Origin of the sequence: Parasphingopyxis sp., assembly GCF_028279465.1 — a bacterium.
Classification (GTDB): Bacteria; Pseudomonadota; Alphaproteobacteria; order Sphingomonadales; family Sphingomonadaceae; genus Parasphingopyxis.
Map to the genome: position 1 here is coordinate 495177 of NZ_JANQNS010000015.1, position 14086 is coordinate 509262.

General features: G+C 60.8%; 13 protein-coding genes and 2 tRNA genes. 8 read left to right on the top strand and 7 right to left on the bottom strand.

Translation table 11 applies throughout. The features are described 5' to 3' along the window. Positions 1–20 precede the first annotated feature (20 nt). Together Q0974_RS11965 and yaaA are read right to left on the bottom strand one after the other, a co-directional pair. A complete protein-coding gene (locus tag Q0974_RS11965; RefSeq protein ID WP_299327871.1) occupies positions 21–719 on the bottom strand; it encodes an SDR family NAD(P)-dependent oxidoreductase in 699 nt (232 codons plus the stop codon). Further along, positions 716–1474: a peroxide stress protein YaaA gene (yaaA, locus tag Q0974_RS11970; RefSeq protein ID WP_299327873.1), complete on the bottom strand. Its 759-nt coding sequence runs from the start codon at positions 1472–1474 to the stop codon at positions 716–718. The genes Q0974_RS11965 and yaaA overlap by 4 nt, the downstream gene beginning before the upstream one ends. Before the next feature lie 196 nt (positions 1475–1670). Here yaaA and Q0974_RS11975 point away from each other — a divergent pair, with 196 nt between their 5' ends. Together Q0974_RS11975 and Q0974_RS11980 are read left to right on the top strand one after the other, a co-directional pair. Next, positions 1671–2981: a hypothetical protein gene (locus Q0974_RS11975; protein WP_299327875.1), complete on the top strand. Its 1311-nt coding sequence runs from the start codon at positions 1671–1673 to the stop codon at positions 2979–2981. Between the two features lie 105 nt (positions 2982–3086). Then, entirely contained in the window at positions 3087–4346 is a 1260-nt protein-coding gene (locus tag Q0974_RS11980; protein WP_299327877.1) for a hypothetical protein, read from the top strand. A 6-nt stretch (positions 4347–4352) separates the two neighbouring features. Here Q0974_RS11980 and Q0974_RS11985 read toward each other — a convergent pair whose 3' ends face one another. Beyond that, positions 4353–4838 (bottom strand): Lrp/AsnC family transcriptional regulator, encoded by a 486-nt coding sequence (locus Q0974_RS11985; protein WP_299327879.1) that lies wholly within the window; start codon positions 4836–4838, stop codon positions 4353–4355. A gap of 166 nt (positions 4839–5004) precedes the next feature. Between Q0974_RS11985 and Q0974_RS11990 the strand changes: the two genes are divergently transcribed. The 4 genes from Q0974_RS11990 to Q0974_RS12005 all read left to right on the top strand — a co-directional run bounded on the left by Q0974_RS11990 (position 5005) and on the right by Q0974_RS12005 (position 8080). Continuing rightward, positions 5005–6687 carry a HAMP domain-containing sensor histidine kinase gene (locus tag Q0974_RS11990; RefSeq protein WP_299327880.1) on the top strand — a complete coding sequence of 561 codons (1683 nt, stop codon included), beginning with the start codon at positions 5005–5007 and terminating at the stop codon, positions 6685–6687. Beyond that, positions 6671–7747 carry a polysaccharide deacetylase family protein gene (locus Q0974_RS11995; RefSeq protein WP_299327882.1) on the top strand — a complete coding sequence of 359 codons (1077 nt, stop codon included), beginning with the start codon at positions 6671–6673 and terminating at the stop codon, positions 7745–7747. The genes Q0974_RS11990 and Q0974_RS11995 overlap by 17 nt, the downstream gene beginning before the upstream one ends. A gap of 71 nt (positions 7748–7818) precedes the next feature. Continuing rightward, positions 7819–7893: transfer RNA gene (locus tag Q0974_RS12000), tRNA-Ile, on the top strand. 110 nt (positions 7894–8003) lie between these two features. Continuing rightward, positions 8004–8080, top strand: a tRNA-Pro gene (locus Q0974_RS12005). Positions 8081–8123: 43 nt separating this feature from the next. Here Q0974_RS12005 and Q0974_RS12010 read toward each other — a convergent pair. Continuing rightward, entirely contained in the window at positions 8124–8918 is a 795-nt protein-coding gene (locus Q0974_RS12010; protein WP_299327883.1) for a transporter substrate-binding domain-containing protein, read from the bottom strand. A gap of 183 nt (positions 8919–9101) precedes the next feature. Then, on the bottom strand, positions 9102–9374 hold the full coding sequence (locus Q0974_RS12015; RefSeq protein ID WP_299327885.1) for a hypothetical protein: 273 nt from the start codon (positions 9372–9374) through the stop codon (positions 9102–9104). A gap of 386 nt (positions 9375–9760) precedes the next feature. Here Q0974_RS12015 and ettA point away from each other — a divergent pair, with 386 nt between their 5' ends. Next, positions 9761–11440, top strand: a complete 1680-nt coding sequence (gene ettA / locus Q0974_RS12020) for an energy-dependent translational throttle protein EttA (RefSeq protein ID WP_299327887.1) — start codon at positions 9761–9763, stop codon at positions 11438–11440. 51 nt (positions 11441–11491) lie between these two features. Beyond that, on the top strand, positions 11492–11794 hold the full coding sequence (locus Q0974_RS12025) for a hypothetical protein (RefSeq protein ID WP_299327889.1): 303 nt from the start codon (positions 11492–11494) through the stop codon (positions 11792–11794). A 10-nt stretch (positions 11795–11804) separates the two neighbouring features. Here Q0974_RS12025 and Q0974_RS12030 read toward each other — a convergent pair whose 3' ends face one another. Beyond that, the gene (locus Q0974_RS12030) at positions 11805–12527 is read right to left on the bottom strand and encodes an NYN domain-containing protein (RefSeq protein ID WP_299327891.1); all 723 of its coding nucleotides are present in this window, start codon (positions 12525–12527) and stop codon (positions 11805–11807) included. A gap of 16 nt (positions 12528–12543) precedes the next feature. Beyond that, complete coding sequence (gene putP, locus Q0974_RS12035) at positions 12544–14034, bottom strand: sodium/proline symporter PutP (protein WP_299327892.1); 1491 nt, start codon at positions 14032–14034, stop codon at positions 12544–12546. Positions 14035–14086: the final 52 nt, after the last annotated feature.

Here is a 14086-nt window from a genome sequence, read left to right on the forward strand (position 1 = left end):
CACAATTGCGGCCGGGTGCGTCAGGGCGCGATTTCCTCGCCGTCCCAGGCAAAGATATGGCCGCTATCGGAGGGCTTCAACCCGTCGAGCACATCGAGTAGCTGCAGCGCCGCGCGCTCGGGATCGAACAGCTGTTTCGCCGGTACGTTGCGCTGAAACGGTTCGCTCAGCGGCGTGTCGACAGTCCCGGGGTGCAGGCCGACGATGATCGCGCGATCATTCTTGCGCCTATGCTCGATGGCGAGGTTGCGGATCATCATGTTAAGTGCTGCCTTGGACGCGCGATAGCCATACCAGCCGCCAAGCCGATTATCCGAAATGCTGCCGACGCGTGCCGATAGCGCGGCGAAGGTCGCCGGCTCGCTCTTGGGCATGAGCGGCAGAAAATGCTTGGCGACGAGCACCGGCCCGATCGTGTTCACCGCGAAATTCCGGGACAGCCATGCCGCGTCGAGCTCGCGCATGGTTTTTTCCGGTCCTGCCGGCCCATCATGCAAAATGCCGGTGGCGACGAAGATCAGCGACGGGGGAGGGGTATCAGCCAAGCCTTCAGCAGCGGCAGCAATGCTCGCTTCATCTTGGATATCGATCGCGCCATCAGGCCCACCCGACCGAGAGAGGCGGATAATCCGGGCATGCTTGCCTTCGGTTTCGAGCGCATCGGCGAGCGCGCGTCCGATTCCGCCGGACGCGCCGATAACAATCGCGCTGCCCGTCATCGCCGGATGAAGCGCCAGCTATTCTCGTCCGAGCCCTCTTGCGTATATCGATAACCGTCGCTGTCGAAGTCTTTCAGCGCTTCGGGGTCTTCCAGTCGGTTTTCGCACATATAGCGGGCCATCATGCCCCGCGCGCGCTTGGCTTCGAAACTGTTGAAGCGGAGCCCGTTCGGGCCGTCTTCGCGAAAGTCGATGGTGATCACCCGGGCGGCCTGCGTCGTGCGCGAATTTTCGACCGCTGCCCAATATTCCTTGCTGGCGAGATTGACGATGACGCCCGAACCGTCGGCTTCCAGATCCTTGGCGAGCAGATCCGCGATCTTGTCGCCCCAGAAATCGGTCAGTTTTTTGTAGCGCGGCGCCCATTTGGTGCCCATCTCCAGGCGATACGGCCGGATCGCATCGAGCGGCCTCAGTAGGCCATATAGTCCCGACAGGATGCGCACATGATCCTGCGCGAAGCGAATTCCCTCATCGTCGAGCGATCTTGCTTCGAATCCGGTGTAAACATCGCCCGAAAAGGCGAAGATCGCCGCGCGCTCGGGCTGATCCCAGAAATCCTTGTACCGGCCATAGTTCAGCTCAATAAGCTTATCCGATACCGGCATGATTTGCTTGAGCTTTTTCTTGGTCAGGTTCGATGCGGCCGAGACCAGGCGTTCGGTTTCGTCCGGCAGACGCGCCTCGGTAGAATCGATCGGACGGATGTCGCTGTCGAAATCAAGCGACTTGGCAGGGGAGATAAGTGTTAGCATACGGCCCGGTTAACGTTTCATACCGCCATCGTCAAAGCGGGTTTTTCTATTGAAAACCAGCAGTTCAACCGATGTTCAGTCGCCAACAGGCAAAACCGGTTCATCCAACGTAACTTGTTCTCCGGCTCATCCGTTAGTAGCAGGCTACCGAACGGTTCATATGGGGCACAAGAAAGATATTAGGAGAAGCAATTCCATGAAACGGGTTTCCACAATGGGTCTGGCCGCCGCACTGGTTTTCGGCGGTGCTTCCGTCGTCGCTACAGCGCCGGCCGTCGCGATGCAGGCAGAAGAGCCGGAAGAATTCGATCCGGGCGAAATTTCCGACGAGGTTCGCGCGGTTGTCGTGGCCGTGCAAACGGCACTGGAGTCAGAAGAGGCTATGCCGGATACGGCGGCACTGCTTACCCAGTTGCAGGGCGCGGTACCGATGATCCAGAATAACGATGACCGGTTTATTCTCGGGCAGCTCATGCTGCAGATGGCGGCGCGCATCCAGAATGCGGGCGGCACGGCGGAGCAGGTGCAGGCAGCGCAAATCCCGGGACTGCGGCTCGGTCTTGAAAGCAATCGCGTTGGCGTCGAGCAGCGACCTGTCTACTGGCTGGCCATCGGCAACGCGGCGAACAGCGCCGATGATTCGGCCGGGGCGATAGAAGCCTATCAGAATGTGCTGCGCTACGATCCCGATAATGCGGACGCGCATATCCAGTCTGCGCTTGCGCATTTCCGCGTCGATAATGATGCAGCGGGCTATGCAAGCGCCAGTGCGGCGTTCGAATCGCTGCGCGCGGCGGGGCAGGAAATTCCGTCGAGCTGGCACACGGTACCATTTCGTAACGCCTATGAGACGAACGATGTTGCCCGCGTCGTCGAGTTCGGCACGGCATTTCTGCAGTCGCACCCGTCGCCGCAGAATTGGAACGAGGTTTTGCGCGTCTTGCAAACCGCTGGCAGGCTCGAAGAGCAGGCCAATCTCGATGTCCTGCGCCTGATGCGGGCGACGAACGGTTTGGACGCTAATTTGGTGAACGAATATGTCCGGCTTGCCGCATTGCGTGGCCTGCCGCGCGAGGCGCAGGATGTGTATCAGGCGGCTCTTGCGGGCGGTGCGATCCAGGCCGATCAGGAAACGGCGAGCGAACTGGCTGCAGCCATTCCGGGAGATCAGGCAGGCCTTGCCGAGTCTGAAGCGCAGGCGCGCAGCTCAGCCGCGGGCCGGGTCGCGTTGAATACGGCCGACGCCTATGCGTCTTACGGCGACAATACGAAAGCGCTCGAACTCTACGATATCGCGCTCGAAAAAGGCGGTGTCGATGCTGGTACGGTGCATTTGCGCAAGGGTGCTCTGCTCTACTCTATGGGCCAGATGGATGCGGCACGCGCCGAGTTCGAGGCCGTGACCGGCGATCGGGCTCCGCATGCGGCTTTTTGGCTCCAATGGCTGGATGAGCAGGCGGGCGGTTCGGCAGCAACTGCGGCCGCAGAACCTGCGAGCGCCGAATAGGGCGAGAGGCAGGACAAGCGGAAAAAATTTGGGGACGGCGAGATGGTATCGCCGTCCCCATTTCTTTATGCGCATGGGAAACGCGGGAAAATCGAGGTGGGCGTAGTGAAAAAACTGATCGGACTGGCGGTTGCGGGAACGATATTGGCGGTCATGCCCTCTGGCGCGCCGCTTCTGGCGCAGAATGCGGCGGTCGATTACGATTTGACTCGCGATGTGCGGCGGGCCGCCCAACAGGCGCAAACAGCAATCGGCCAGAGCAATTTCCCGGCTGCCTCGGGATATCTGTCCCAAGCTTCTGCTGCCGCCCGCACGGAGGGCGACCGGTATCTGATCGCGACGTTGCAACTGGACGTGGCGAACCGCACGTTCAACACGGCAGCGCAGGTCGCCGCGATCAACACGCTGCTGGCCAGCCCATTGCTATCGGCCGAGCAAGGCGCCGAACTCTACTATCACCGCGCCCGGATATCCTTTCACGCGCAAAATGCGGAGGCGGCGCGGACCGATCTGCAGGCGGCGATCGATCGCGGCACGACGAACCCGAGGGTATTCGTCGCTATGGCCAGCCTGACGAACGAACGCGGCGATCATGCCGGTGCGATCACGCTTGTCGAGCGCGCCTTTGCGATCCATCGCACTGCGGGCATGCGGATCCCGGTCGACTGGTATCGGCGCGCCATCCATTTTGCCCAAGAGGCCAACGATACGGCGCGCGTCGTCAGTTTTGGCCAGGCGCTGGTCGCCGAGCATCCTACTCAACGCAACTGGCGCGACGTGATCGTGCAGCATCGCTCTGCCTATCCGGCTGATCCGGAAGCAGCGCTCGATTTGTGGCGCCTTCAGGATGCGGCCGGCGCGCTGACCGGCGAGTTTGATTATCGCGATTATGCACAAGTCGCGCATGGCCGGGAATTACCGGCCGAGATCGAGCGGATCGTCCAGGCCGGGCGGGCTGCAAGCATTCTCGATGGTCGCAATGCCGAGATCGCTGCGCTCGATCGTGGCACTACGCGTGCCGCGCAGAGTTTGCGCAGTGCGCTTCCAAGACGGGCTGAGGCGGCGATGAGCGCGGCAGCCGGCGAGAGCGCTATGGCGGCGGCGGACGGCTATATGTCGCTTGGCGAATATGCGGCGGCCGCGCCGCTTTACCGCGCGGCAATAGAAAAGGGCTCTGTCGATACGGAATTGGCTGCACTACGGCTCGGTATCGCGCTGGCGCGCAGCGGGGATGGCGCTGGAGCGGTTGCTGCGCTCGATCAGGTTGTCGGCCCACGCGCGGGGGTTGCGCGCCTGTGGCGGGCTTATGCGGGTCGAATACAACCCGTTCCGGCTCAGGCTCCGGCAGCGACGCCGAACGGCTAGCCGCCGCTATTCCGCCATATCGACCGGAACACCGGGCAGCGCCTTGGCGGTCCGGATCGTCAGCGACGTCTTCACGCTCTCCACATTGGGAAGGGTGGTGAGGCTCGATGTCAGGAAATCCTGGAAATGCTGAAGGTCGCGCGCGACGATCTTAAGGATAAAGTCGATTTCGCCGTTGAGCATATGGCATTCGCGCACAAGCGGAAGCGTGGCGATCCGTTCCTCGAAGGCGCGCAGATCGTCTTCCGCCTGACTTTTCAGGCTGACCATCGCAAATACGGTTATGCCATAACCCAATGTCCGCTCATCGAGACGGGCATGATAGCTTTTGATCGCACCGCTATCCTCAAGCGCGCGCACACGTCGCAGGCAAGGCGGCGCGGTCAGTCCGGCGCGGCGGGCCAACTCGACGTTTGTGATGCGCCCCTCGTCCTGCAAAGTTGCGAGGATCAGCCGATCGATGTCGTCGAGAGCGGGGGATGCAGACTTCATAGTCAAATCCTTCGTGAAACCACTATTCGTTATAATTATATGTCCCGAAAAAGCAATTGTGCCAGTATCGCACAGATGAAAAAGCCGGGTTCCGTTAACCATTTTACCCGGCTATCGCGAAACCCAGTAGCAAGGGCGGCTCGCGGTGCCCGAAGCGGGGTTATGAATGCGATTTGACGACATGTTGGCGACCGTCATGGCGCAGCCGGCCGATACACCGGTTGCGCGCATATCGGCTTGGCGGCAGCTTGTTGATGTCCTGGCGCAACGCGAGGATGTCGCGCTTGACCCCGATCATGTGCATGCCTTCGCCAAGCTCGACGAATGGCAGATCGACGTCCCGGCGGAGATTAAGCTGGAAGCCGCCCAATCCTTGTCTGGGCGCCAGCTTCCGGCCTGGCTCTATGCGCATTTCGCCGAAGAAGAGGCGGAAATCGCCCGGCCCGTCATATTAGGCGCGTCTGTGGACGATGAGGATCTGCTCGACCTGTTGCCGCAGATGCGGGCCAGCTCACGTGCGCTATTACGGCACCGGCGCGATCTCAGCTCCGAAGTGCGCGATGCGCTCGACCGATTCGGTGCATCGGACATGATCCTCGAAAATCAGTCGATCGAGGCGCCGGATACAGACGCCGATATTCTCGGACTCGACCCTTCCGACGCGATCCCCGATGTGTCCAAGCAGAGTGCCGTGCAGGGAAATGTCGAACAGATTCGCACGCTTGTCGAACGGATCGAGGCGTTCCGAAAAACACGCGATGCCGAATTCGAACAGCCTCTATCGGCGGACCAGGTTGCCGAGTTCCGTTTCGAGGCCGGGCCGGACGGCGTTATCCGCTGGGTTGAGGGCGCGCCACGCGGTCCGCTGATCGGTCAGACCATCGCTTTCAGCGCGGATGCGTTAGAGTTCGGTGTCGATGGACATGCTGCTGGCGCTTTTCGCCAGCGCGCGCCGTTCCGCGACGCGCGCCTTATGGTGGCGGGGGAGGGGCCTGCCGCGGGAGCGTGGCGGATTTCGGCCGTACCCTTTTTCGGAGAGGATGACGGGCGTTTCGCGGGGTACCGGGGCATGGCGCGCCGACCGCGCCGCGACGAAGAAGCAACAAGTGGCGATGCCGAGCGGACCGGGCTCTTCGGCTCGAGTCTTGAGCCCGATTCCTTGCGCCAACTCATTCATGAACTGCGCACGCCGCTGAATGCGATTATCGGATTTGCCGAGATGATCGACGGACAACTGCTGGGTCCGGTGTCCACCCTCTATCGCGAGCGGGCGGGCGACATTGCGCGCGAGGCGGGTCGTTTGCTCCAATCGATCGACGATATCGACACCGCCGCCCGGGCCGAGACGGATCGCCTGGCGCTGTCTTCGGAACGCGTCGATGTCGCATCGATTCTCCAGCGCCTCCACGATGTCTATGTCGATCAAGCCCGGTCGCGCGATGTCGATCTCGCGGTGCAGATTGAGCATGGTTTGCCGGCGCTAGACGCCGATCCGATCGCGATAGAGCGGATGGTGGAAAGGCTGCTCTCTTCGACGGTTGGCCTTGCGGGTGCGGGCGAAACGATCGACGTTGCGTGCGTGCGGGACGGAAGCGATGGCGATGTGATCGTCGCGTTCGACCGACCCGCATTGCTGACCGGACAAAGTGAGGCCGAACTGCTCGATCCGGGTTATTCGCCGGACGGTGACTGGCCCGATGCGCCGGCATTGGGCCTTGGTTTCGCGCTGCGCCTCGTCCGCAACATCGCGCGGGAAGTGGACGGACGGCTCGATATCGAACCGCAGAGATTTGTCCTGCACTTGCCCGTAAATGATGCTAGCGCCTTGCCGGGTGAACGGGGCAGATAGGCATAACGGGGATCGGCGGAGCGCCGCACGCGGCGATGCCGACCGCCGGGTCGGCCGCATAGACCGACCGGCAGACCCCCGTGCCTATGCGCCGCTTCCCGACGATTTCGGCCCGCATTATGTGATATTCGTCGATACCGAAGAGGAATTCGACTGGGAGCAGCCGCTGAGCCGCGACAATGTCGCGGTGACCGCGATGGAAGGGCTGCCCGAGGCGCAGCGTTTTTTCCGCGAGGCGGGCGCATTACCGGCCTATATGGTCGATTATCCGATCGTCGATAATGATCGCAGCGCGGCGATCATCGCCGAAATGCATGCACGCGACGGCTGCGAAATCGGCACGCAATTACATCCCTGGGTCAATCCGCCATTCGAAGAAGAAGTGTCCGGTCCGACGAGCTTTACAGGTAATCTTCCGATAGACCTTCAGCGGGAAAAACTGAAACGCCTGACCGAACGAATAGCGGACCGGATCGGCGAACGCCCGGTTCTGTATCGTGCCGGCCGCTACGGTATTGGCGAGCAAAGCGCGGCCTTGCTGGAAGCCGAGGGGTATCGCCTGGATACGTCCGCGCGCGCGCTCTTCAACTATTCGGAGGAGGGCGGCCCGGATTTTTCGCGGTTCCGCACGAACGCCTTTTGGGCCGGCCCGAAACGCACTTTGCTCGAACTGCCGCTGACCTCGACATTTGTTGGCCCACTGCGCGGTTTTGGCGCCTCCCTGTTCGCGTGGGGCGAAAAACTGGCGCTCTGGCGGACCTTTCTCGCGCGTACGCGGCTGCTGCAGCGCGTTTCGCTGACGCCGGAGGATTATCCGCTCAATCTCGCGCTCGACGCCGTCAAGCGGCTCGTTGAAGATGGCGCGCCGATCATTGGCCTCTCATACCATTCACCCTCGGTGGTGCCTGGCCATACGCCCTATGTCCGCGATGCGGCCGATCTGAAGGCCTTTTACGCCTGGTGGGATGGGGTGTTCGAACTGCTCGCCCGGCACGGCGTTACCGCGGTGCGCGCTGCCGATATCATAGCCGCGGCCGACCGGGCCCGCGCATCACAATAGAGGAGCGGTGCGGCGCGAAAGCCGCTTGCCATGCCGCACATGCTTTGGCAGGGCGATGCCGCTGAACGGTGGGGCCTGTAGCTCAATGGTAGAGCCGGCCGCTCATAACGGCTTGGTTGGGGGTTCGAGTCCCTCCGGGCCCACCAATCTCCGGAAAGAGCAAACATCCGGGGGATGTTTCCCCGGAAAATTCCCGAGTGACAGCGAAGGGTATGTTGCGCTTAGGCCCAACGCATCCTAAACGCGCTCTTCCGGTCGGGGAGTGGCGCAGCCTGGTAGCGCATCTGTTTTGGGAACAGAGGGTCGCAGGTTCGAATCCTGTCTCCCCGACCATTCCAAATTTTCCATATCTCCCTGTCCGGGGATCGATAGCCGGTTATTGCGGCATCATATCGACGGCCCAGTCGAGCGTGTCGAAATAATGGCGGTAGCGGTCCGCGAGAAACCCGTCGGCCTCACGCATATGGACCCAGCTATTGAGGAAATGGAGCAGCCGGCCCTCATCTTGGCGTACGACGAACCCGGCCACGCTCGAAGTCAGGGGTTCCGACAGGGGTAGGGAAATGCGATCGCCGTGGCGCAGGGCGTAGATCCGTGCTTCCGGCACGCTGGCGACATAAGCGTCGGCCCGGCCGAGAAGGACGGTGGCTTCCGCGCCGCTGGGCGTGGAGAAGCTTATGACATTGGCGTCGGGAAGCATCTCGGCGGTTATTCTTGATGCCAATGTGTCCTCGACCACCGCGATCGTCATGTCTGGCGTGTTGAAATCGGTAACGGCGCTGGGCTCGTCCGTAACAGACGGGCCGGTCGCGATCGTCATTCCGGTCGTGAAATAGGGGATGGAGAAATGGAAGCGGCGGGCGCGTTCTGCGGTCATTGCCACGCCGGCGGCGATCATATCGATCTCGCCATTGGCGAGCGCGTCGAAAATCTCGTCGAAATTATAGAGTTCGAGCCGCGCCTCGACACCAAGATCGCTTGCGATGTTGTTAGCGATGTCGATTTCGTGCCCGGCGAATTCGCCCTCGCGGTCGAGATGCGTCCAGGGCGCGAAGATCGAGACACCCACAATCAGTTCACCGCGCTCCTGAATATCGTCGAACGCATCCGCTGACGCGGCAATCGGCGTAGCGAACCAAATGGCAATCACGAGCGTGTATATGAATTTCATCGCACATCCCCTTCCACGACCATGGAAGAGTGACCGATGACGCGCCGGGCTTCAAGCATTAACGGACGTGCTGCGCGATTCCGCGCAATGTCCACACGCGCGGGGACGGCGCAAAAAAAGGGCACGACCCGCTTGGGTCGCGCCCCTATTTTTCGTTGATCGACCCGAAGGCCGATCGCCAAATTACATGGCGTCTTCAGCCATTTCTTCGCCTTCGGCCATGGCATCGTCGACCATTTCTTCGCCTTCGGCCATGGCATCTTCAGCCATCGCATCGCCTTCGGCCATGGCGTCTTCAGCCATTTCTTCGCCTTCAGCCATCGCGTCTTCAGCAACTTCTTCCGTCGCTTCTTCGGTGGCTTCGGCGCCTTCGTCGGCGGTTTCCGTAGCGGTTTCGCCACAAGCGGCCAGGGCAAACATGCCAGCCGTCGCAAGCGCAAAGCTAAGTTTCTTCATTACAAGTGCTCCCATAGCATAAATTCAGGGCCTGGCTCTGCGCCAATCCCAGCGCGCTGCCATAGCGTCCATTCACGGAACGTCAACTTGTAATTGCGCGTCCGTACCGAAATAATCCGCCGGTTTTGCTGCGCTGCAGCAAGGTTTTCAGCCGATTCTCCCGTGATTCCCGATAGCGAGCATAAAAGCGTGCCGTCGGCGAAATGGGGCGAAATTGTGAACTGTCCGGCGATATTCTGCGTGATATGATTCGGCCGCCTCGCTACGCGCATGGTGCGGTCTGAGACCGTATGGCTTCTTGACCGTTTCAGCGTTTGCCAATTGGTCTCCGCGCGCCTACATCGCGGCCAAATTCCCGCAATCCAAACTCGGAGCGTACACGACCTATGGCCGCGCAATATTCCTTCGTCATGAAGGGCATGACCAAAACCTTCCCCGGCGCCCGCAAGCCGATCCTCGATCAGGTCCATCTGCAATTCTATCCGGACGCCAAGATCGGCATCGTCGGACCGAACGGCTCGGGCAAATCGACGCTGATGAAGATCATGGCCGGCATCGATACGGACTTCACCGGCGAAGCCTGGCCAGGCGAGGGGATCCGCGTCGGCTATCTGGCGCAGGAGCCCGAACTCGATCCCGACAAGACGGTCAAGGAAAACGTCATGGACGGTGTGCGCCCCGTCGCCGATCTTGTCGATCGCTTCAACGAGATTTCCGGCATGATGGCCGATCCGCCCGAAGACGCCGATTTCGATGCGCTCATGGCCGAGATGGGCGAGCTGCAGGAAAAGATCGACGCGGTCGATGGCTGGACGCTCGACAACCAGCTCGAAATCGCGATGGATGCGCTGCGCTGTCCGCCGGGCGATGCGAGCGTTGAAAATCTCTCGGGCGGCGAGCGGCGCCGGGTGGCGTTGTGCCGCCTGCTGCTCGACAAGCCCGATATCCTGCTGCTCGACGAGCCAACCAACCATCTCGACGCCGAAAGTGTCGCCTGGCTCGAAAAGCATCTGGTCGATTATCCGGGCAACGTCATCCTCGTCACCCATGACCGCTATTTCCTCGACAATGTCGTCAACTGGATCCTCGAGCTCGATCGCTCGCGCTATTTTGTCTATGAGGGCAATTATTCGACCTATCTCGACAAGAAGGCGATGCGGCTCGAACAGGAAGAGCGCGAGGACAAGGGCCGGCAAAAGGCAATCGCGGATGAGCTGGAATGGATCCGGCAGAGCCCCAAGGCGCGCCAGACCAAGTCCAAGGCCCGCATCAAGGCGTTCGACGAGCTGGTCGAGGCGCAGGAAAACCGCTCGCCCGGCAAAGCGCAGATCCTGATCCAGACGCCTGAACGCCTCGGCGGCAAGGTGATCGAGGCCAAGGGACTTTCGAAAGCCTATGGCGACAAGCTGCTGTTCGAAGACCTGACGTTCAGCCTGCCACCGGGCGGTATCGTCGGCGTGATCGGGCCGAACGGCGCGGGCAAGACGACATTGTTCAAACTGATTACCGGACAGGAAGAGCCGGACGATGGCGATATCGCGATCGGTGAGACCGTGAAGCTCGGTTATGTCGACCAGAGCCGCGATGCGCTCGACCCCAACCACAACGTTTGGGAGGAAGTTTCCGACGGGCTCGATATCTTTACCTTCGGCAAACATGAGGTGCAGACGCGGGCCTATGTCGGCGCGTTCAACTTCAAGGGCACCGACCAGCAGAAAAAGGTCGGCCAGCTATCGGGCGGCGAGCGCAATCGCGTCCACATGGCCAAGATGCTGAAAGAGGGTGGCAATGTGCTGCTCTTGGACGAACCGACCAACGATCTCGACGTCGAAACCCTGCGTGCGCTGGAAGAGGCGCTCGAAAGTTTCGCCGGCTGCGCCGTGGTGATCTCGCACGACCGCTTCTTCCTCGACAGGCTGGCGACGCATATCCTTGCCTTCGAGGGCGATAGTCATGTCGAATGGTTCGAGGGGAACTTCGAGGCCTATGAGGAGGACAAGCGCCGGCGGCTAGGCGACGAGGCCGACCGGCCGCATCGGATGACGTATAAGAAACTGACGCGGTGAGCTTGACAATTAGTTCTTGTTATGTTCTCATCGCTCTTTTGGGAATTGATAATGAACGAACTCTCACGACAACTTACCGCGAATGTGCACAAACTTGATGGAGCGCTAAATTTCAACTTAGAGGTATTTGGTGATCACATTGCCGAAAGGGAAGGCTATCAACGCCATCAGGGATTAGAAGCACTGCGGTTCTATATTATCGAAAAGTTCAAATGGCTGCCTCGGGATGTGAGAACCATGTCATTGGATGACATGCGCTTTATTCTCGAAGAGGAAATGCATGGTTGGACGCTGCCGGAGGATGCCAAAGAGGCTTACAAGATTGACGATCTGAATCCGATGGTCGGCGAGTAATGAAATAGCCTCACCGCAAGCGCTTCACCCAAACCTGCCCGTTCTCGCGCTTCTCGGTTGCAAAATTCGGGATGTCTTCGATCAGATCGCTGAGGCGCGTATAGCCATAGTTGCGGACGTCGAAGCTCGAGCGATTTCCCGCTCGCTGTCCCACCGCGCTTAGCGCCGCGAAGCCGTTTTCGTCGCGTTTGGCGGCGTCATAGGCGTCGATGAGGAGGGCGACGATTTCCTCGTCGACCGTGCCTTTTTCGCCGTTTGCGCCGCTGCCTTTCTGGCTCTCTGCGCGGATCAGCGCATCGACATCGATGAAGCGGCTGCACGCCTGTTTGAAGGCGTCGGGCGTTTTGGCGCTGCCAAAGCCGTAAACGGGCAGCCCATCCTGTCGGATGCGCATCGCCATCGGCATGAAATCGCTGTCAGAGCTCATGATCCCGAAGCCATCGACGCGCCCGCCGAATAGCAGGTCCATCGCATCGATTGTCATCTTCATGTCGGTCGCATTCTTGCCCTTGGTCAGGTCGAACTGCTGCTGCGGCTCGATGCCGTAGCGGTGCAGCTTGTCGACCCAGTTTTTGAGCGCCTGTTTGCGCCAGTTCCCATAGGCGCGGCGGATGTTCACATTGCCGAGCTCTGCCAGCACGGTGAGCACCGGATCGATGCCCTGATGCGATGCATTGTCGGCGTCGATAAGGAGGGCGATGTTCGCATTGTCGCTGCTGTGATTGTTGGGCATGCGTATCTCTCTTTGCTCAGGCCGTGCGCGCGACGCGGGCCTGTTCGAAGGTTTCGGTAATGCTGTCCGCCGGTTCGCGGCCGAACAGGCTGACAAGAATGGCGACCGCACCGCAGACGATAAAGCCCGGCACGATCTCGTAGATCAGCGACGATAGCGTAGCGCTCTCGGCAAGGACCGGGGCGTAGATCCAGAAGAGGACCGTTGCCGCGCCGGCGATCATCCCGGCGAGCGCGCCATTGCGGGTCATCCGATCCCAGGTCAGGCTGAGCAGAATGATCGGGCCGAACGCTGCGCCGAACCCGGCCCATGCATTGGCGACCAGGCCAAGGACGTTGCTTTCGGGATTATAGGCGAGGGCGATTGCCACAAGGCTGACCGCGACGACCGATAGCCGGCCGATCGTCACCAACTCGGTCTGGCTCGCTTCCTTGCGCAGATAGATGCGATAGAAATCCTCGGTCAGCGAGCTGGATGAAACGAGTAGCTGCGATGAGATCGTGCTCATGATCGCGGCGAGGATCGCGGCGAGCAGGAAACCGGCGATCAGCGGGTGGAACAGGATTTGGCTGAGCAGGATGAAGATGGTTTCGGGGTCTTCGACCGTGAGGCCGTTTTCAGTGGCGTAGGCAAGGCCGATCAAGCCGGTCGAGAGCGCACCGATGAGCGTCACGGCCATCCAGCTCATCCCGATATTCCGGGCGCGCGGCACGTCCACGACACTGCGGATTGCCATGAAGCGCACGATGATATGGGGCTGGCCGAAATAGCCGAGGCCCCAGGCCATGGCTGAAATGATGCTGACCAGCGTCATCCCGCCAAACAGATCGAGCAGGCCGGGGTCGACACCGGTCAGCGTCGTCTGCAGGCCGGCAATCCCACCAACATCGGTCAGCGCGACGACGGGCACGAGGATCAGCGCCACGAACATGATGCAGCCCTGCACGAAATCCGTCATGCTGACCGCGAGGAAGCCGCCGAACAGCGTGTAGACGACGACCACACCCGCCGTGATCCAGAGGCCCAGCGCATAATCGGCGCCGAACGCGCTTTCGAACAGCTTGCCGCCCGCCACAACGCCGCTCGACGTGTAGAGCGTGAAGAAGATCACGATCACGATCGAGGAAATGACGCGCAGCATCCGGCTCTTGTCCTCGAAGCGCTTCTCAAAATAGTCGGGGATCGTGATCGCATCGCTGGCGACTTCCGTGTGGACGCGCAATCGCGGCGCTACGACGATCCAGTTGACGAGCGCGCCGATGAATAAGCCGATCGCGATCCAGCTTGCGCTCAGCCCCGACACATACATGGCGCCCGGCAGACCGAGCAGCATCCAGCCCGACATATCCGACGCGCCTGCCGAGAGGGAGGCAACCGCCGGACTAAGCTTGCGGCCGCCCAGCATATAGCCCGAGACGTCGTCGGTGGATGTCCGCCAGGCATAGAGCCCGATGCCGAGCATCAGCACGAAATACAGCGAGAGAGAGACGATCTGGCCGGTTTCCATATGGGTCAGCCTTTAGCAGCCGGATAAAGCTTGGCTAGTGGCGCAGCGCCTA